Annotated in this window: 18 protein-coding genes and 1 rRNA gene; 10 read left to right on the forward strand and 9 right to left on the reverse strand. The window is 65.8% G+C overall.

The features are described 5' to 3' along the window. Positions 1-6 precede the first annotated feature (6 nt). The 6 genes from G7Y54_RS11665 to G7Y54_RS11690 all read right to left on the reverse strand — a co-directional run bounded on the left by G7Y54_RS11665 (position 7) and on the right by G7Y54_RS11690 (position 6,328). Positions 7-1,356, reverse strand: coding sequence for a sugar transferase (locus G7Y54_RS11665; protein ID WP_165079517.1), 1,350 nt, complete (start codon positions 1,354-1,356; stop codon positions 7-9). After that, a complete protein-coding gene (locus G7Y54_RS11670; RefSeq protein WP_165079518.1) occupies positions 1,353-2,516 on the reverse strand; it encodes a glycosyltransferase family 4 protein in 1,164 nt (387 codons plus the stop codon). The genes G7Y54_RS11665 and G7Y54_RS11670 overlap by 4 nt, the downstream gene beginning before the upstream one ends. A gap of 9 nt (positions 2,517-2,525) precedes the next feature. Further along, positions 2,526-2,939, reverse strand: a complete 414-nt coding sequence (locus G7Y54_RS11675) for an aspartate 1-decarboxylase (protein ID WP_165079519.1) — start codon at positions 2,937-2,939, stop codon at positions 2,526-2,528. 148 nt (positions 2,940-3,087) lie between these two features. Then, entirely contained in the window at positions 3,088-3,510 is a 423-nt protein-coding gene (locus G7Y54_RS11680) for a hypothetical protein (protein ID WP_165079520.1), read from the reverse strand. Positions 3,511-3,674: 164 nt separating this feature from the next. After that, positions 3,675-5,264, reverse strand: coding sequence for a helicase HerA-like domain-containing protein (locus G7Y54_RS11685; RefSeq protein WP_165079521.1), 1,590 nt, complete (start codon positions 5,262-5,264; stop codon positions 3,675-3,677). A 53-nt stretch (positions 5,265-5,317) separates the two neighbouring features. Continuing rightward, entirely contained in the window at positions 5,318-6,328 is a 1,011-nt protein-coding gene (locus G7Y54_RS11690; protein ID WP_241159472.1) for an MltA domain-containing protein, read from the reverse strand. A 120-nt stretch (positions 6,329-6,448) separates the two neighbouring features. Here G7Y54_RS11690 and G7Y54_RS11695 point away from each other — a divergent pair, with 120 nt between their 5' ends. Continuing rightward, positions 6,449-6,862: a thioesterase family protein gene (locus tag G7Y54_RS11695; protein ID WP_165079523.1), complete on the forward strand. Its 414-nt coding sequence runs from the start codon at positions 6,449-6,451 to the stop codon at positions 6,860-6,862. A gap of 9 nt (positions 6,863-6,871) precedes the next feature. On the opposite strand, the gene G7Y54_RS11700 is transcribed toward G7Y54_RS11695, so the two are convergent. Continuing rightward, positions 6,872-7,177: a hypothetical protein gene (locus tag G7Y54_RS11700; RefSeq protein ID WP_165079524.1), complete on the reverse strand. Its 306-nt coding sequence runs from the start codon at positions 7,175-7,177 to the stop codon at positions 6,872-6,874. A gap of 156 nt (positions 7,178-7,333) precedes the next feature. Here G7Y54_RS11700 and hslU point away from each other — a divergent pair, with 156 nt between their 5' ends. From hslU to G7Y54_RS11740, 8 genes are all read left to right on the forward strand, one after another. Next, on the forward strand, positions 7,334-8,647 hold the full coding sequence (hslU, locus tag G7Y54_RS11705; RefSeq protein WP_165079525.1) for an ATP-dependent protease ATPase subunit HslU: 1,314 nt from the start codon (positions 7,334-7,336) through the stop codon (positions 8,645-8,647). A gap of 23 nt (positions 8,648-8,670) precedes the next feature. Then, entirely contained in the window at positions 8,671-9,882 is a 1,212-nt protein-coding gene (locus tag G7Y54_RS11710; RefSeq protein ID WP_165079526.1) for a metallophosphoesterase, read from the forward strand. 95 nt (positions 9,883-9,977) lie between these two features. Next, the gene (locus G7Y54_RS11715; RefSeq protein WP_165079527.1) at positions 9,978-12,668 is read left to right on the forward strand and encodes a pitrilysin family protein; all 2,691 of its coding nucleotides are present in this window, start codon (positions 9,978-9,980) and stop codon (positions 12,666-12,668) included. 141 nt (positions 12,669-12,809) lie between these two features. Beyond that, positions 12,810-13,187 (forward strand): hypothetical protein, encoded by a 378-nt coding sequence (locus tag G7Y54_RS11720; protein WP_165079528.1) that lies wholly within the window; start codon positions 12,810-12,812, stop codon positions 13,185-13,187. Between the two features lie 25 nt (positions 13,188-13,212). Continuing rightward, positions 13,213-14,586: a tRNA (N6-isopentenyl adenosine(37)-C2)-methylthiotransferase MiaB gene (miaB, locus tag G7Y54_RS11725; RefSeq protein ID WP_165079529.1), complete on the forward strand. Its 1,374-nt coding sequence runs from the start codon at positions 13,213-13,215 to the stop codon at positions 14,584-14,586. Positions 14,587-14,853: 267 nt separating this feature from the next. Further along, positions 14,854-15,258 (forward strand): hypothetical protein, encoded by a 405-nt coding sequence (locus G7Y54_RS11730; protein ID WP_241159473.1) that lies wholly within the window; start codon positions 14,854-14,856, stop codon positions 15,256-15,258. 182 nt (positions 15,259-15,440) lie between these two features. Beyond that, positions 15,441-16,133 carry a PD-(D/E)XK nuclease family protein gene (locus G7Y54_RS11735; protein ID WP_241159474.1) on the forward strand — a complete coding sequence of 231 codons (693 nt, stop codon included), beginning with the start codon at positions 15,441-15,443 and terminating at the stop codon, positions 16,131-16,133. A gap of 9 nt (positions 16,134-16,142) precedes the next feature. Beyond that, on the forward strand, positions 16,143-16,763 hold the full coding sequence (locus G7Y54_RS11740) for a hypothetical protein (protein WP_165079531.1): 621 nt from the start codon (positions 16,143-16,145) through the stop codon (positions 16,761-16,763). An 82-nt stretch (positions 16,764-16,845) separates the two neighbouring features. Here G7Y54_RS11740 and G7Y54_RS11745 read toward each other — a convergent pair whose 3' ends face one another. Beyond that, a complete protein-coding gene (locus G7Y54_RS11745) occupies positions 16,846-17,637 on the reverse strand; it encodes a PhzF family phenazine biosynthesis protein (RefSeq protein WP_165079532.1) in 792 nt (263 codons plus the stop codon). 298 nt (positions 17,638-17,935) lie between these two features. Here G7Y54_RS11745 and G7Y54_RS11750 point away from each other — a divergent pair, with 298 nt between their 5' ends. After that, the gene (locus G7Y54_RS11750; RefSeq protein WP_165079533.1) at positions 17,936-18,445 is read left to right on the forward strand and encodes a thermonuclease family protein; all 510 of its coding nucleotides are present in this window, start codon (positions 17,936-17,938) and stop codon (positions 18,443-18,445) included. Between the two features lie 131 nt (positions 18,446-18,576). On the opposite strand, the gene rrf is transcribed toward G7Y54_RS11750, so the two are convergent. Continuing rightward, a 5S ribosomal RNA gene (gene rrf, locus G7Y54_RS11755) occupies positions 18,577-18,691 on the reverse strand. Between the last annotated feature and the right edge of the window lie 6 nt (positions 18,692-18,697).

The raw sequence follows: 18,697 nt of genomic DNA on the forward strand, positions 1-18,697 counted from the left end.
GGCGCCCTACCGCGCGCCCTTGGGGAAGAGCACCACGCCCACGGTCTTGAACAGGATGTGGATGTCGAGCAGCATGGACATGTTCTTGATGTAATAAAGGTCGTATTCCAGCTTGCGGCGCGCGTCCTCCTCCGAGGCGCCGTAGGGATAGCGCACCTGCGCCCAGCCGGTGAGCCCGGGCTTCACCGTGTGCCTCAGGCTGTAATACGGGATGGTCTTCCTCAGCTCGCGCACGAAGGCCATGCGCTCGGGCCTCGGGCCGATGAAGCTCATGTCGCCCTTGAGCACGTTCCAGAGCTGGGGCAGCTCGTCGATGCGCACCTTGCGGATAAACTTGCCGAAGCGCGTCACCCGGGCGTCGTTGGCGCTCGCCCAGACGGCGCCGTTCTTCTCCGCGTCGGAGCGCATGGAGCGGAACTTGTAGACCGTGAATTCCTTTTCGTGCAGCCCCACGCGGTCCTGCTTGTAGATGACCGGCCCCGGGGATTCCAGGCGCACGATGAGCGCGGTTATCAGCATAACGGGGAGCGTCAGGATGAGCAGGACGAGCGAGATGCCCACGTCCAGCGCGCGCTTGAGGCGCCTGAGCGAGCCGCGCGTGTTGAGCGAGAAGCCCTCGGTCTGGAGCAGCCACTCGTCGTTGATCTGCGAGAGCGGCAGCCGCTGCACCACATGCTCGTAAAAGGAGCGGATGTCCACCACCATGCTGCCGCGCAGCTTGGCCTCGAGGAGCTCATGGGCGATGTCGTCGTCGAGCGGCGCGTCCGGCAAGAGCACGATCATGGTGGCGCCCTTTTTTTTCGCCACCTCGAGGGCCATGAAGGGCGGGCCGAGATATTCGCCGGCCTCCGGGCCCTGGCCGGGCTCGCCCACATAGCCGATGATGCTGGCCTTGGGGAGGCCTTCGGCCAAAAGCTGGCGCACCTTGCCCGCCGTGTCCACCCCCACGAGCAGCACGCGCAGGGGGTGCGTCACCTTGTCGGCATTGCGATAATAGAGCCAGCGCCAGCCAAGGCAAAAGACAAAGGAGAGCGTGAAGAGGAGCAGCAAGGTCTCGCGGTCGAAGCGCCAGTGGTCGAAGGCGTAGGAGGCCGTGGCCGAGGAGATGATGCCGAGGCAGCAGGCCACGAGCACGCGGCCCGTGGTCTCGCGGAAGTCCTCCTGGGCCACGCTGTAGGCGTCGAGGATGTAGAAAAAGAGCATGTAGAAAAAGACGGTGAAGAGCGAGGCGCCCGTGTAGTCGTCAAAAACGCTCAGGTCCGGCGCGATGGTGGTCATGCCGGAAATGGTGAGCGCCAGGAGCAGGCAGAAAATATCCAGCGTTTGTAAAAGGGCCCGGCGGTAGACGCTGATCACGGCTGTTCCTCCCCGTCCTGTTGCGACGCATCCGGCACGCCCATGTCCTCCAGGATGCGGGCGGCCACGGTTTCGGCGTCAAATTCGGCGAGCGCCAGCTTACGGCCGGCCGCGCCCATGCGCGCGATGGAGGCCGGGTCGGCCACGAAGCGCTCCATGACGCGGGCCAGGGCCTCGGGGTCGCGCGGCGGCGTGAGCCAGCCGTTGACGCCGTCCCGCACCACCTCGCGGCAGCCCGGCACGTCCGTAACGATGGCCGGGCGCGCCATGCTCAGCGCCTCCATGACGGACGTGGGCGTGCCCTCGCGCCACGAGGGCAGCACCAGCACATGCGAGGCCGCGATATATGGCCTGACATCGCGCGTTTCGCCGAGATATTCCACAAAGCCTTCTGCCTGCCAGCGGCGGATCTGCGCGAGGTCCACGCCGCCCAGGCCCGTCTCCTCGGGGCCGAGCAGGTGGAGGCGGCAGTTTGCGCCGCGTTCCTTGAGCAGGCGGCCGGCCTCCGCGTATTCATTCAGGCCCTTGGCCTCCAGCAGGCGTGCCACGAGGAGGAAGATGACCGGCCCTTCGGGCGGAAGCGGCGGATAAGGCGCCGCCGCGAAGCGCGCGGTGTCCACGCCCGTGCCCCCCCGCGCCATGAGCACCCGCGCGCCCGGCGCGAGGATGCCCTGCTCGCGGAAAACGTTAAGGTCGTCCTCATTCTGGAAAAAGACGCCGTTCACATGGCTGAGCGCCAGCCGGTAGAGCAGAACGCCGAGGCAATTGACGCATTTCTTGAACAGGCTGTCGGCCTCGAAGGCGTAGCCCAGGCCCGTGATGGTGGCGTAGACGCGGGGCACGCCCGCCACGCGCGCGGCGAGACAGCCGTAGATGACGGGCTTGATGGTGGTGGCGAAGAGGAGGTCGGGCCGCTCCGCGCGGAAGAGCCTCGCCAGCGCGAGGAAACTTTCGGCGTCGCGCACCGGGTTCAGGCCCTTGCGGTCCAGCGGATAGTTGACCACTTCCGCGCCGAGCGCCCGCAGCGCGGCCTCGGCGGCGGCGTCGCCGGGGGGCGCCGCGCAGATGACCGTATGCCCGGCCGTAAGCATGCGGCGGATGAGGACGCTCCAGAAATTGCTCATGGAGCGGGCCTGGTTGCTCAGGATGACGATCTTCATGCCGCCCCGTCAGTCCTCCCGGCGCACGGCGAAGCTCATGCGGCCTCCTCCGTCGCCCACTTCGTAGCGCAGGGCGTCCGTCACGCGGTTGCCCTCGCCGAAGCAGAGCACCACGGGCCTGCGCGTGGCGAGCTCGCGGGCGTCGGCCACATATTCGGACGCGCAGATGATGAGCTCGTCGCCCGCCTGGCAGGTGCGCGCGGCCGCGCCGTTGAGCACGCAGCAGCGGGAGCCGGGCTCGCCGTAGATCACATAGGTGGAGAGGCGCTGGCCGGAATTCTTGTTCCAGATTTCCACGAATTCCAGCGGCAGGATGCCGGCGCGGGCGCACTGCTCGGGGTCGAGCGTGACCGAGCCGTGGTAGTTGAGGTCGCTTGCCGTCACGCGGATGCCGTGGAACTTGGCGCGGAGGATCTTGAGCATTGTCGTCCTTTCGGGGGGAGCGGCCCGGGCCGGGCCAATAAAAAAGCCGCTTTCGCGGCGGCTTGGGGCGGCGCCGGGTGCGCTTGCGCGCGGGGCGCCTGGCGGCGTCCGCCTGCGGCCGGAAGGGCAGGCGGAACGGCAAAAAACGCTAATAGGCCTTGATATAGTCGTCCAGGCTCTCGGCCGAGCAGTTGCGGCTCACCCAAAAGGCCGAGGCCCAGACCATGAGCGCCGTGGCCTGGGTGTCATCAAGGCTCTTGAGCTTGGACTCCAGGCTGGACTTGCTCGCGCCGTGGCGCATGTGGATGCCGTTCCTGTCGCAGGCGTCGGCCACGCGCAGCAAAAGATACGAAAGGCGCGTGTTGTCCGGCATGAGCTTCATGTCCTTGTGGGCGTCCACGATGGTCTTGAGCTCGGAGGCGCTGAAAATCTGCTTGATGCCGGTAATGGCCCGGAAAAAGGTGTCCACCGCCCAGGGCAGGATGAATTCCGCGCCGGCGCTCTTGGTCCTGAAATAGTCCTTGAGCCAGCGTTCCTGATCGTCATTGATGCGTGCTGCGACCTGCGGCATGGATGCCCCCGTTGCGTTTCAGCCCGACCGGCCGGGCTCACGCCCCGCGCCATGCGCTGTACCCTACGGTATTGCCATGCCGTACACCACATTGGAGAATTATTCAAGACACAATCTAGAGCATTTCTCCTCCTGCCCGGCAGGGCCTTTGGCGCCGGTGCCCGCTAGCGCCGGCCGCCGAAGAGGCCGCCCAGGACCCCGCGCAGGAGCGTCTTGCCGATCTCGCGGCCCACGGTATTGCCCACCTGGCGTGTGGTCTGCCTGACCACGGAGCCGAGGAGGTCGCCGATGTCCACGGCGCCCGAATCCTTCCGGGCCTTGCGCTCGGCGGTCTCCCGGCGGCGCGCCTCGGTCTCTGCGCGGCGCAGCGCCGCCTCCTGCTGCTTGCGCTCCCGCTCCGCCGCCTGCGCGGCCTTGGCCATGTCCGCGCGCCGGGCTTCGGCCGCCTCGGCGGCCTGCTTTTCCTGCGCGCGGGCCATGAGCTTCTCATAGGCCGATTCCCGGTCAACCGCCTTGTCATAGACGCCGGCCACCAGCGAACGCCGCATGACCGCGGCCCGCTCCTCGGGCGTCACCGGGCCGACCTGGCTTTCCGGCGGCACGATGAGCGCGCGCTCCACCATGGCCGGCGCGCCCTTGGCATCGAGGAAGGACACCAGCGCCTCGCCCACGCCGAGCTCGCCGATGGCCTCTTCCGTGGCGAAGGCCGGGTTGGCGCGGAAGGCCTGGGCCGCGGCGCGCACGGCCTTCTGCTCCTTGGGCGTGAAGGCGCGGAGCGCGTGCTGCACGCGGTTGCCGAGCTGGCCGAGCACGCTGTCCGGGATGTCCGAGGGGTTCTGGCTCACAAAATAGATGCCCACCCCGCGCGAGCGGATGAGCCTCGTCACCTGCTCGATCTTTTGCAGCAGGGCCGGGGAAATGCCGTCAAAGAGCAGGTGCGCCTCGTCAAAGAAAAACACCAGCCGGGGCTTGTCCCTGTCGCCCGCTTCGGGGAGGTTTTCGTAGAGCTCCGAGAGCAGCCAGAGCAATACGCACGAATAGAGCCCCGGCGCGTTCATCAGCGATTCGGCCTCGAGGATGTTGATGACCCCGCGGCCCTCGGCGTCCGTCTGGAGGAGGTCATTGATGTCGAGCGCGGGCTCGCCGAAGAACACGTCCCCGCCCTCCTCCTCGAGACGCAGAAGCGCCCGCTGGATGGCGCCCACGCTGGCCGTGGAGATCTGGCCGTAGCTCGTCTTGAAGGCGTCGCGCTCCTCGCCCACATATTGCACCATGCTGCGCAGATCCTTCATGTCGAGCAGGAGGAGCCCCGCGTCGTCGGCGATGCGGAAGGCGAGCTGGAGCACGCCGGCCTGCACCTCGTTCAGGTTGAGCAGCCGCGAGAGGAGCAGCGGCCCCATCTCGCTCACCGTGGTGCGCATGGGGTGGCCCATCTTGCCGAACACGTCCCAGAAGCAGACCGGGAAGGCCTTGGGCGCGTAGCCGAGCTCCCTGAGGCCGAGCTGCTCCGCCCGCTCCGCCGCCTTGCCCGTGCCCCCGGCCTTGGCGAGGCCCGAGAGGTCGCCCTTGACATCGGCCATGAAGACCGGCACGCCGAGCGCGCTGAAGGTCTCGGCCATGCTTTGCAGGGTCACGGTCTTGCCGGTGCCCGTGGCGCCGGTGATGAGGCCGTGGCGGTTGCCCATGGCGGGCAGGAGGCAGAGTTCCTTTTTTCCTTCCATGGCCACGAGGGCGTTGCGGTCCTTGTCGAGCATGGCTTGTCTCCCTGGCCTGTGTGCGGCCGTGGTTCTGTGCGGTCCAGTGCGGTTCAGCGCGCGAGCAGCACCCAGGCAGGCCCGTGCGCGTCCAGATGGCTCGCCACGTAGTTGGCCCGCTCATTGCCGCCGCAAAAGATGTCGATGCGGTTGCGCTTGATGGCGCCGCCCACGTCCTGCGCGAAGCCGATGCCGCGCAGGGGCACGCTGCCGAGGTGTTCGTCCGGGATATTCACGCCATAGGCCACCACCGAGCCCAGGGGAATATAGCCGCGATCCGTGGCGAGGGAAAGCCAGTCATCCACGGTGTGGCCCATGGCGCCGGTGGGGCCGCGGCCCCCGAACTTGAAAAACACATAGCTCGGGTTGTCGTTCAGGATCTCGCGCACCCTGCCGGGATTGTTGCGGAACCACTCCCGCTGCTCGAAGATGTCGCCCCGTTTCAAGAGGCCCTTTTCGCGCATGATGCGGCCCGAGCTCTTGTACTTGTGGCCGTTCTGGCCGGCATAGTTGATATAGGCCTCGGTGCCGTCGTCAAAGACGAGCTTGCCCGAGCCCTGGATCTCGAGAAAGAACACATCCACCGGGTCTCTGGCCCAGGCGAGCTCGAGCCCGCGCCCGGCGAGCACCTGCTTTTCCTCGATGGTGCGCCGGTCATGATAGCGGCCGCGGCGCGCCTTGACCTTGGCGAGGTCGGGCGGCACGGCGTAGATGGCCTGCTCGTAGCCGGGCTTCTTCGCGCGGCTCGCGGCCACGCGCGGCTCGTAATAGCCGGAATAGTCGATGCCCCCGGGCACGGGCACCCAGCGGAAATTCTCGGCGAGCAGCCGCGGCTCGGCGTCAAGGCGCGGCAACAGCTCCTGCAGGCGCGTGAGCGTGCGCGAAAGCTCGCCCCACGTCACTTCAAGGCCGGGGCGCCGGATGGCGTACGCGCCCTGCGGCTTCGAGTTGACATAGGTGAGAGACTTGCGCACGGTAGGTGCCATGTCCTTCCAGCTTTCGAGCTCCTGGTTGGCCGGGGCGAGCCGGGAGAGGAACACCTCCGCGCTTTCCTCCGCGGTCACGGCCGGCCCGGAACGGCGGGGAGGCGGCGGAGCCTTGTGGGCGCATGCCGCAAGAAAGACGCACAACAGAAGGGCCAGCGCCCCCAGCCGGAGGGGCGCCCGCCCGCAAGGAAGCGAACGATGCCCGATTTTCCCACTCCCGAAACCTGGTTTCCCCATCGCGTGTCCTACGGTGAAACGGATTGCATGGGCGTGCTCTACTACGCCGAATACCTGCACATCTTTGAGCGCGCCCGCAGCGCCTATATCCGCGAGCGCGGCATGAGCTACGCCGACGTGGAGAAAAAGGGCGTCATCCTGCCGGTGCGCGAGGCCGAATGCCGCTACCGCTCGCCGGCGCGCTATGACGAGCTCGTGCTGGTGCGCACCGGCGTCAGCGAATGGGGCCGCGCCTCCCTGCGTTTTGTATATGAGATGTGGAACGAGGACAAGACGCGCCTTTTGGCCACCGGCATGACCCAGCACGCCCTCGTGGACGCGAGCGGCCGCCCCATCCGCATGCCGGAGTGGTTCCGCCGGCTGGGCGACGCCTGAGCTAGGCGCCTAGCCCTTGCGCCACGCGAACCAGATGCCGGCAAGCGCCAGCGCCTCGCCCACGGCCACGGTGATGTCCCTGTCCAGCGCGGCGCCCGTGAGCACGAGGAGGGCGCCGGCGCCGCAGGCGAGCCCGGATGGCGGGGAGAGCGGCCTTTTGCGCGCCCCAAGGAAGGCGAGCGCGCCGAGCTGAAGGGCCACGCCCGCGAGGATGCAGACCGGCGCGAGCCACGGCAGGAAGGGCGCGGGGAGCATGAAGATCCTTCCGGCCTCCGCGGCGGCTTCCGGGAGCACATGGGCGGCAAGGGCGAGCATGGCCCAGCTTAAAAGTAAAGCCTTTCTCCCGCAAGGCGGGCGCGACGGCGCGAAAAAGCGCGGCCGGCCGATTGCCATCTCGCGTAACGTGCCTATTTTCAACAGCGGCCCGCCGGAATTTCGCCCCCGCGCCTTTCGCGGGCCAAAGGAGCACCCATGAGCGCGTTGACGCCCCGCGAGATCGTGGCGGAACTGGACAAGTTCGTCATCGGCCAGGAACAGGCCAAGCGCATGGTGGCCGTGGCTGTGCGCAACCGCTGGCGCCGGCAGCACCTGGCGCCAGAGTTGCGCGACGAGATCGCGCCGAAAAACATCATCATGATGGGCCCCACGGGCGTGGGCAAGACCGAGATCGCCCGGCGTCTCGCGCGGCTTTCGGGCGCGCCCTTTCTGAAAGTGGAGGCCACCAAGTTCACCGAGGTGGGCTATGTGGGCCGCGACGTGGAATCCATGGTGCGCGACCTCATGGAGATCGGCATCAACCTCATGCGCGAGGAGGAGAACGCCCGCGTGCGCGCCGCCGCCGAGGCCGCGGCCGAGTCCCGCCTCATGGACCTCCTCCTGCCGCACTCCTTCGGCCAGGAGGAGCGCAGCAAAACGCGCGAGAAATTGCTCCAGCAGTTCCGGCTCGGCTACCTCGACGACCGCGAGGTGGAGATGGAAGTCACCGAGCAGGGCGGTCGGGGCATCGACATCTTCGCCATCCCGGGCATGGACCAGATGGGCGGCCAGGTCAAGGACATGTTCAGCAAGGCCTTCCCGCCCAGGCGCAGCCGCAAGAAGCTCAAGCTGCGCGCGGCCTTCAACATCCTCGTCCAGGAGGAATCCGCCAAGCTGGTCGATCAGGAGGCGGTTACGGAAAAAGCCCGCGAGCGCGTGGAGCAGTCCGGCATCATCTTCATCGACGAGATCGACAAGATAGCGAGCTCCTCCCAGAACCGTACCTCGGACATCTCGCGCGAGGGCGTGCAACGCGACCTTTTGCCCATCGTGGAGGGGAGCGTGGTCAACACCAAGCACGGCATGGTGAAGACCGACCACATCCTGTTCATCGCGGCCGGGGCCTTCCACTTCAGCAAGCCCTCGGACATGATCCCCGAGCTGCAGGGGCGCTTTCCCCTGCGGGCCGAGCTCCAGCCGCTGGGGCGCGAGGAATTTTTGCGCATCCTCACCGAGCCGCACAACGCGCTCGTCAAGCAGTACGAGGCCCTGCTCGCCACCGAGCGCGTGAACCTCACCTTCACGCCCGACGGCCTCGAGGAGATAGCCGCCTTCGCCGAGGAGGCCAATGCCCGCGCGGAAAATATCGGCGCGCGCCGCCTCTACACCATCATGGAAAAGATTTTGGCCGACATCTCCTTCGCCGCGCCGGAAATGGCGGGCGCGGACGTGACAGTGGACCGGGCCTATGTGAGCGAGCATCTGCGCGACGTGCGCGACGACCAGGACCTGAGCCGCTACATCCTCTGATACCCACACCCGCAAGGAGCCGCATGTTCTTTCTCTGGCCCCTGATCCCCTTTTTCTACCTGCTCTTCCGCCTCGTGCTGCCCGCGCGCATGGGCGCAGGCGCCAAGGTGCTCTGCGCGCTCTTTTTGCTCATCGTCACCCAGGCCTTTGCCATCAACCGCTTCCTTTTGGGCGACCTCGCGGCGCCAGATTTGCCGCCGTGGCTGCTCATGGTGCAGGGCTGGCTCTTCGCCGCGGCGATCCTGCTTTTTGTGCTGGTGCTTTTGCGCGACGTGATCCTGCTCCTGCGGGGGCTCTGGCGCCTGCTTTTCCGGCGCAAGGGCGCGGCCCAGGCTGCGGGAACCGGCTCGCCGGCCTCGCCCTCACGGCGCGAGCTCGTGCGCGCGGGCTGCGGGGGCCTTTTGCTCGCCCGGCCCGCCGAGCGCATCGCCTTGGCCTGCGCCGTGCTCGGCCCCACGGCCTTCGGCGTCAGCCAGGCGGTGGCCGTGCCGGCCCTGCGCGAGGAGGAGGCCCGGCTGCGGCGCCTCGCGCCCGAGCACGAGGGCCTGCGCGTGGCCCAGATAAGCGACCTGCACATGAGCTCCCTGCTCACGCGCGACTGGGTGGCAGCGGTGGTGGACCGCGTGAACGCCCAAAAGCCCGACCTCATCGCGCTCACGGGCGACATGGTGGACGGCCCGCCCGAGCGCCGCATGGAAAGCGCGCGCGAGCTCAGCCGGCTCAAGGCGCCCCTCGGCGTCTTCGCCTGCGTGGGCAACCACGAATATTACAGCGGCTATGCGGCCTGGGTGCGCGTGTTCGGCGAGCTCGGGCTCCACATGCTGCTCAACGGCCACGCCGTGCTCACGCCCGGCGGGAAGGAGCTGGTGCTCGCCGGCCTCACCGACCCGGTGGCCCGCGCCTTCGGCCTGCCCGGGCCGGACATGGAAGCCGCCATGGCCGGCGCCCCGGCGCACGCCCCCTGCATCCTGCTCGAGCACCGGCCGGGCTACGCGCCGCTGCGCGCGCGGCAGGGCGTGGACTTCCAGCTTTCCGGCCACACGCACGGCGGCCAGGCGCCGGGCCTGCGCGAGATCGTGAGCTCCTTCAACAATGGCTATGTGCGCGGCTGGTTCGACGTGGACGGCATGCCGCTCTATGTGAGCCCCGGGGCCGGCCTGTGGGGCGGCTTCCCCATCCGCATCGCCACCCCGTCGGAGATCGCCGTGTTCACCCTGCGCCGCGCCGAGGCCTGAGCCGGCGCCATTTTTCCCGGCCCTTGCGGCCGGCCATGACAAAAACCGCCGTGCGCGCCCCATTGCGGGTGACGGCGCGCGGCCCCGGAGCATCCATGCACCAGCTTGTCCTTGCCCTCCTCCTTGCCTTCTCCCTGCTGCTCCCCGGCGCGCCCGTGCTCGCGCGGGACGCGTCCGCCCCCACCAGTGTCGGGACGCAGACGGTCCCGGCGCCGCAACTCGCGCCGGCCCGGCCGGGCACCATTCTCACCCGGCTCCCCAACGGTCTTCTCGTCTACATCCTGCGCGACGCGCGCTTCCCGCTGGCCTGCACGCGGCTCTATGTGCGCACGGGCTCGGCCAACGAGGAGCCCAGGCACGCGGGCATCAGCCACGTGCTCGAGCACATGGTCTTCAAGGGCACGGAGCACCGGCCCAAGGGGCAGGTGGCCAAGGACGTGGAGGCGCTCGGCGGCTATCTCAACGCGGCCACGAGCTTTGACAAGACGTGGTATCTCACCGACATGCCGGCACAGCACTGGCGCGTGGGCATGGAGGTGGTGAAGGAGATGGCCTTCCAGCCCACCCTCGACCCGGCGGAGCTGGAGGCCGAGAAAAACGTGGTCATCTCCGAGCTCCAGCGCGGCGAGGATTCGCCCCAGCGCAAGCTCTATGAAAACCTCCAGACGGCCGCGCTCAGCCACACGCCCTACGGCCGGCCCATCATCGGCTATGCGGACACCATCCGGGCGCTCACCGTGGCGGACCTTCGCGCCTATATCGCCCGCTGGTACCAGCCGGACAACATGATGCTGCTCGTGGCCGGCGACATCGAGCCGGAGGCGGTGCTCGCCCACGCGCAAGAGCTCTTCGGGGGCCTCGCCAACACTTCCGACCTGGCCGTGCCCCCACCGCTCGACCTCGCCGGGGCGCCCGGCGGCCCGCAGGTGGAGGTGGGCCGCGGCCCGTGGAACAAGGTCTATCTCGGCCTGGCCTTCCCGGCGCCGGGCCTGCGCGACCTGCGCTCCGTGGACCTCGACGTGCTCTGCTACCTCCTCGGCGGCGACGGCACCTCGGCCTTCTACCGCAAATACAAGTACGAGCGCCAGCTCGTGGACAGCATCAGCGTGGACAACATGAGCCTCGCCCGGGCAGGCCTGCTCACTGTCACGGCACAGCTTGACGCCGACAAGGTAGAGACCTTCTGGAACGAGCTCACGCGCGACCTCGCCGCGCTGTCGGCCAAGGACTTCACGCCCGAGGCCGTGGCTCGCGCCAAGTTCAACCTTGAGGACAGCATGGACCGCGCCGGCGAAACGCTCAACGGCCTGGCCTCGTGGAAGGGCACCATCCAGTTCGACCTCGGCGGCGAACAGGCCGAGCGCAACCTGCGCTTCACCCAGCGCAATGTGGACGAGGCCCAGCTGCAAAACGCCATCGGCCTCTGGTTCGACCCCTCCCGGGTGCGCGTACGGGCCCTCGCGCCGGAAAAGGCCCCGGCGGACCTCGCCGCGCGCCTTGAGAAGACTCTGCACGAAAACTGGAAGGCCATCCCGCAGACGGTCATGGCCGCGGCGGCCGCGGCCGGCGCCGGCGCCCGCGAGACCATCGACCTCGGGGGCGGCCGCAAGGTCATCCTCATCCCCGACACGACGGTTCCCTATGTGTCGCTCGACCTGCTCTTCACGGGCGGCAACGCCCTCCTCGAGCCCACGCAACAGGGCCTCGCCGACCTCACCGCGCGCCTGCTCTCGGACGGCTGCGCGGGCCTCGACGCCCAGGGCGTGGAGCGCTGGCTCGCCGAGCGGGCGGCGTCGGCCGGGGCCTCGGCGGGCCTGCAAAGTTTCGGCGTGGCCTTGACCGGCCCCTCGCGCTTCAATGCCGAATATTTCAGCTTTCTGCGCGACATGATCAAAAGCCCACGCTTCGAGCCCAAGGAGCTCAGGCGCGAGGTGGAGAACATGCAGTCCGCCATCCGCCAGCGCGCGGACAGGCCGCTCTCCTACATGTTCGCCCGGGTCAATCCCTTCCTCTTCCCGCATGGGCAGGCCTACGGCTATGACAGCCTGGGCACGCCCGAGCTGCTGGCCGGCTATGACGACGCCATGGTGCGCGACTTCTGGCGGCGCCAGGCCGCGCAGCCCTGGGTGCTCTCCGTGGCGGGCACCTTCGACCGCGAGGCCGTCCTCGCCTTCGCCAAGGGCCTGCCCGTGCCCACCGGCATCGCCAAAACCGCCCCCCGGCCCGAGTGGGGCGCGGACAAAAACCTCGCCCTGACCCTCCCGGGCCGCAACCAGGCGCATTTGCTCCAGATCTTCCCCACGGTGCCGCTCACCAGCCCGGACGCGCCGGCCCTGCTGCTTTTGCAATCCATGCTCTCCGGGCAGAGCGGCCTTCTGTTCACCAAGCTCAGGGACGAGCAGGGGCTGGGCTACACGGTGACGGCCTTCAACCGCAACATGCCCGAGACCGGGTTCATGGCCTTCTATATCGGCACCACGCCCGACAAGCTGGAGCAGGCCCGCAAGGGCTTCGCCGAGGTCATCGCCGGCATCCGCGACGAACTGCTGCCCGCCGATGTGCTCCGCGCTGGCGCGAGCCGCATGCTCGGCGACTACCTGCGCGAGCGCCAGAGCCTCGCCTCCCGCGCGGGCGAAGCCGCCACGGACGCGCTGCTCCACTATCCCGAGGACTTCCAGAAGACCCTGCTCGACAAGGCCGCGGCCCTGGGCCCCGGGGAAGTGCGCGCCGTGGCCCGCAAATACCTCGTCACCAAAGACGCCTATGACGTGACCCTGCTGCCCTAGGGGGCGCGGGCTCGCACGCTCCGGGCGGCGTTCCGCATGGTTGTGCGGGCGCCGCCCTTTACTTTCGCCCCCGAGTTGCGTATCTGGAAAGAATTAACAGGCGAACCGTTTTGCGTTCTCCCCAGCCAGCAAGGAAGTTCCATGAGCAAGGACGACACCGCCGCGCCCTCCCGCATCCGCTACCGCTACGAAATGGCGCCGGAGGCGCGCCTCCAGGCCGCGCACGGCGTGTGGGGCGGCATCAACTCCCAGGGCGAGATCGAGATGAATTTTTACCACGAAAGCGACGCCCTGCCCGCCTGCTCGGAACAGATCCTCGCCCCGGACGGCTCCCTCGGCCATGAGATCGTCCCCGGCAATGACGACGTGCGCGACATCACCCGCCACATCCACACCCGCGTGCTGCTCAACTACCACACGGCCCGCGCCGTGCTGGAATGGCTGGAGGACCGTGTCAACGCGCTGGAGGAGGAAGGCGGCGGCGAAATGTATTCCCCGGACTCTGGCCTGGAACAGTAGCCCGCGCCCCGCTTCCCGCTTTCCCATGCAGCCCCGCTCCTACCACATCCTCACCTTCGGCTGCCAGATGAACGTCCACGATTCCGGGTGGCTCGCCGCCGCCCTGGAAGCGCGCGGCTTTGCGCCGGCCGCGCTGGGGGACGCCGAGGTGGTGGTCATCAACACCTGCTCGGTGCGCGAAAAGCCGGAGCAAAAGGTCATGAGCGCCCTCGGGCGCGTGCGCCAGGCCACGGGCGGGGACGGCCGCGTGCTCGTGGCCGTGGCCGGCTGTGTGGCGCAGCAACTGGGGGCGGAGCTTTTCGACCGCTCGCCGCAGGTGCGCCTCGTGGCCGGGAGCGACGGTATCGCCCAGGCCCCGGAGGCCATCGAGCGCCTGCTCGCGGAGCCCGCGGCCCGGCTCACGCTCTGCGCCTTCACCGAGGCCTTCCCCGAAAAGGAGGCAGCCCCCCGGCATGCCGCCGGCCCCTCGGCGCTCGTCACCATCATGCAGGGCTGCGACAATTTTTGCGCCTATTGCATCGTGCCCTTCACGCGCGGAAGGCAAAAATCCCGCACGGCCGGGGCCATCCTTGAGGAGTGCCGCCGGCGCATCGACGAGGGCGCCAGCGAGATCACCCTGCTCGGGCAAAACGTCAATGCCTACGGGCAGGACAAAACGGGCGACGGCACGGGCTTTTCCCGCCTGCTTGAGCAGGTGGCGGCGCTCCCCGGGCTCGCGCGGCTGCGCTATGTGACGCCCCACCCCAAGGACATGGGCCCGGAGGACGTGGCCACTTTCGGGAGCCTCCCCGCGCTCTGCCCGCGCCTGCACCTGCCCCTGCAGGCCGGCTCGGACGCGGTGCTTAAACGCATGCGCCGGCGCTATGACAGCGCGGGCTTCCTGCGCCTTGTGGAAGGCTTGCGCTCCGCGAGGCCCGACATCGCCCTTTCCACCGACCTCATCGTGGGCTTTCCCGGCGAGACGGAGAGCGACTTTCAGGCCACGCTGGACATGATGGAGGCCTGCGGTTTCATGTCCAGCTTTTCCTTCTGCTATTCGGACAGGCCGGGCGCCGCGGCCGCGCGCTTTCCCGACAAGGTGGCGCCAGAAGTGCAGCACGAGCGCCTGCTGCGCCTCCAAGCCCTGCAGGACAGGCTCGGCCAGCGCTGGCTCGACGGCCGCGTGGGCCAGGCGACCACCTTGCTCATCGAGGGGCCAAGCCCCCGCCAGGAGGCAGACGCGCCCGACGCCGCCCCCGGCGCTCCCCACGAGGACTGGCAGGGCCGCGACCCCTACGGCGTACCCGTGCATGTGCCCCTGCCCAAAGGCATCGACCACACCGGGCGCCTCGTCCCTGTGGACATCGTGGCCGCCAAGCGGCACAGCCTCGTGGGGCGGCTCGCGCCGACCTCGCGCTGACGCCGCTCTCGTTCCTCCTTTTTGGCGGCCGCTCGCCCGCCCGCGTCTTTCCTGCGGCAACACCGCCCGCCAGCCCCCCCCTGTGCGCCCGACACCGCACGAAGCGTCCGCAGAGGAAAATCTCAACTCCAGAAAATTTCTAGAGAAATTCTAACCAGCGGTCATCCCTCATCCTTTCCTTGCCGCTGCCCGGATACCGGCCGCCGGCGCCCTCTAAAGGTTTTGCCCTCCCGGTCCGATAGGCTGGCATAAGGGATGGGAACTGCCATGCTGGATTATCGCCGCTTCAAGGAAATCAACGATCTCTTCGCTTCCGGCCAGACAGAAAAGGCGCGTCACCTGCTCATGGAGATGCAATCCCGCTGCATCGCCCTGCGCGACGAAATGAGCATGCTCAAGATTCGCCTGCAAAGCCTCGAGGACGTTCTCTATCTCGCGCAAAACCTCTTTGAGGAACACGGCTTTTACTGGCTGCACACAAGCGGCGTGCGCCAGGGCCCCTTCTGCCCCCGCTGCTACGAGACCGAAGGCGGCCTCATCCGGCTGGAGAAACGCAAACACCGGCTGGAATGCCCCTATTGCCGCGCCACCTATGACCACCACCCCGAGCTTGACGCCGTGGCCTCCGGCATGAAGGCCGGGGCAGCCAAGATTCTCCATTTCGCGCGCTGAGGGCGAGGACCGTGCCAAAGAACACAATCTCCGCGCTCCGAGGTTAAGCATTGGCGCGCCAGACGGGTTGAATCCATCTGCTGCACCCTTCTATCGTTCCATGGTTTCTTTTTTCTTCCATGGGGTGACTTCCGGTCCCTTAACGCTTGACGCACAGCTTTCCTACTGCCATTTTCTCCTTGATGACTCTCAAAAAATGTCACCAGTATTTTGCAGATTTTACGCGCCTTTCCCATGCTTGTGCCCTCGCAAAATCGGAACGTGTAAAAAGCCTACGCGGAAAGCTGGAAGCCTACTTCAGCGACTTTCCGCTGGTAGTTGACCGCCGGAATAAGCTTGGCGGTAATTTCAACCTTTTTGAACTGGCATTCAGTCGCCCCAGGGAAACCGCCTGTACCCGCATTTTGGCGTGGTTCCTTAACGCAGCGGCAGAACACGGCCAGGGAAATGTCTTTTTCACCAGCTTTCTTGAACTCATCCAAGGTAAATACTGGACGAAGGGGCGGCCTCCCCGCGTATCTGATGCCTATTCTGTCGAAACCGAAGTCTCGTCAAAAGATGGCAGGATGGACCTTGTCGTCAGGGGTAGAGATTTCCTGCTCATTGTAGAAGCCAAGATATATTCCTGCGAACATAGCGAGCAGTTGAAACGGTATAAACGCTTCGCAGCGGAGTCAGGTGCCGAGAATATGGCTCTCGTCTTCCTCACAGTAAATGGTGAGCGGAGTCGGGATGTGCCGGAAGCGCTTTCGCTCACTTGGAAAGAAGTGGGAATAAAGCTCCAGCAAGGTTTATACAGTCTGGACGCATTGCCGCTCCATGCCTCGCTGCGCCTTGCGTGCAGGGATTTTTGCAGCTACATCAACACGTTTTAGGGAAAGCAGATGAACGAGGAATATGAACTGGAAAAACTGGTCATCAAAAATCTGAAAATCGTTGAGCAGTCAAGAAAATTGATTCATGGTACGATTGATGATGAATTTAAAAGGAAACTGGAAAGTCTGCTTGCACCTCAACTAGAATATCTATTTCCAGGTAGGGTAAACGAATTTTGGCTCTTCTCTAAGGAATGTGCTATTAACGTATTTGCGCCAAACTGGTACTATGAAAATGATGATGCGTGGTGTGTATTTTCTGTAGATTTTCTGGAATGGGAAAGGTATAAAAAATTTTTATCATATCTTGCATTCTGCACAAATACGGAAAATGTTACGCCAGGAATCTTTTTTGAGTCAAATAAAAAATTTCGTGAAAAATTCGGATTAGACTGGGGCGACGAGATGGGAAAACTTTACGCAAAGAAAAAAAAGCTGGAGACCGTCGGTTTCATGTTAAAGAATAATCGCCTCTATCGGCCATTTCAGCTCGAACCTGCGAAAATTTCAGTGGATTGGCCTAATCTGACCACGGACTCCATAAAGCCATTGCTGGACGCATTTAAAAGTGTACACGAAGTGATGGATATTTTTGATGTGCTGGTCAAGCGGCTCACGGGGAAAAAATAAACCAATCTATTGTAATTTGTACATCCGGGCGTCACGCTAAAAATACGCAGGCTGGCTGATGTGTTCCATATGCCGCATTAGGTCAGCGCGGCAGCGCCGCCGTCGCAATCTCGGAAATGGCGAACAGGCAGGCCTTGCCGCTGACCTCGACCCTGCCGTTTTGCTGCACCTTGCAGTAGAGGGTGCCTCCGCGCCGGGACGCCTGCAAGGCAATGACCGCATCCTTGTTGAGCTCACCCCCCCAGTAGGGGGCGATCTGGCAATGCGCCGAGCCGCACACCGGGTCTTCCGAAATGCCCAGCTTGGGGAAGAAGCTGCGCGAGGCGCAGTCCGCTGTGTCACCCGGCGCCGTGGCATGCTGGCCCCGGCCCTCCAGTTGCCGCAATAAATTCTGGTCAGGCACAAGGCCGCGCACCTCTCCCTCCCTTTCATACACGCACACAAGGTCGGCGCCGAGAAGGGCCTTGACGGGCGTGGCCCCAAAGGCCGCGCTCATGGCTGCGGTGACGGGGATTTCCCGCTGCACGATGCTGGGAAAATCCATGGCATAGAGCTCTCCCGCACGGCGCACCGGCAACACGCCCTCGCCGGTGATGAACTCGACCCTGTGCGCCGTTTTTGTGAGAAAATTCAGCACCACAAAGGCCGAGGCCAGGGTGGCGTGCCCGCAAAGGCCCACTTCCGTCCCGGGCGTGAACCAGCGCAGGCGGTAGGCCGCCTTGTCTGGCACAAGAAAGGCCGTTTCGGAGAGATTGTTCTCCATGGCCATGGCGCGCATCCAGCTGTCATCCGGCCAGGTGGGCAGCACGCAGACCGCGGCGGGATTGCCGCTGAAGGGCTGGTCCGTAAACGCGTCAACAATGTATTGCTGCATGGCGGCAAGGGGATAAAAGGATGGGCGGGGAAAAATCCTGTTTCTCTTCAACAGCCCCCAGGCTGGCTGGTTGGCGTACCTTTGTCAATTCCATGGATAGGCGGATCAGCGCGGATAAAACGCAAGCCCGCCTTACTCACCTGCGCAGCGTCATATGCTCCGGCCTGCTTCGCGGCTCACGCTGGAGGGAACGTTCCGGGCAATCGCATGTGGCGCAGGAACGGCGCCTCTCCTCCGTCCCCGTACCGGGGTCAGGGCCCCCTTGTGCGAAAGAGGCGCCGGGCGTATAGAAAAATCTATGCGATTCCTGATCTTCACTGCTCTCCTGCTTTCTGTTCTTTGGAGCCCCGCACCGGCTCACGCCTTCCCCGCGGAAGTGCTTTCCGTCCACGACGGGGACAGCATCACGGCCCGGCGCGTGGGTTCACAGCGGCAAAAACCGCACAAGGTGCGCATCTACGGCATCGACTGCCCCGAGCTCGACCAGCCCTTCGGCGAAGAGGCGCGCGCCCTGGCCGCACAGGTGCTGAAGGACAAGGGCGTGGAAATCGTGCCGGCGCAGAAGGGCAAGAGCTACAGGCGCGAGGTAGGCGGCATCGTCCTTGTGCGGGATATGCTGGTCATTCAGGATGCGCTGGTCAGCGCCGGCCTCGCCTGGGTGGATGACCGCTACTGCAAATTGCCCGTCTGCGACCTCTGGCGCTTGCACCAGCGCGAGGCCAAGGCAGCCCGGCGCGGCCTCTGGGCCGACGAAGACGCCGTGCCCCCGTGGACATGGCGCAAGATGCAGCGCGCCCAGAAAAAATAGCCGGCGGGCCGGACGGCTTTTAGGTATTTTGATGCTTGATACGATTGGGGAAGGGCCCTTTCGAGGGCCCCCCACAGCCTTAAATGCATCCGCCCCCGGAAGGGGGTGAGCCTTTCGGGGGCGGAGGAAGAATTTGGCAGCTTCCTACTTTCCCGCGCGAAGATGCGCAGTATCATCGGCGAGGAAGAGCTTAACTGCCGAGTTCGGAATGGGATCGGGTGTACCCTCTACTCCGTGGCTGCCAAAATGGCT

The sequence above is a fragment of the Desulfovibrio sp. ZJ746 genome (assembly GCF_011039155.1).
Taxonomy (GTDB): domain Bacteria; phylum Desulfobacterota; class Desulfovibrionia; order Desulfovibrionales; family Desulfovibrionaceae; genus Desulfovibrio.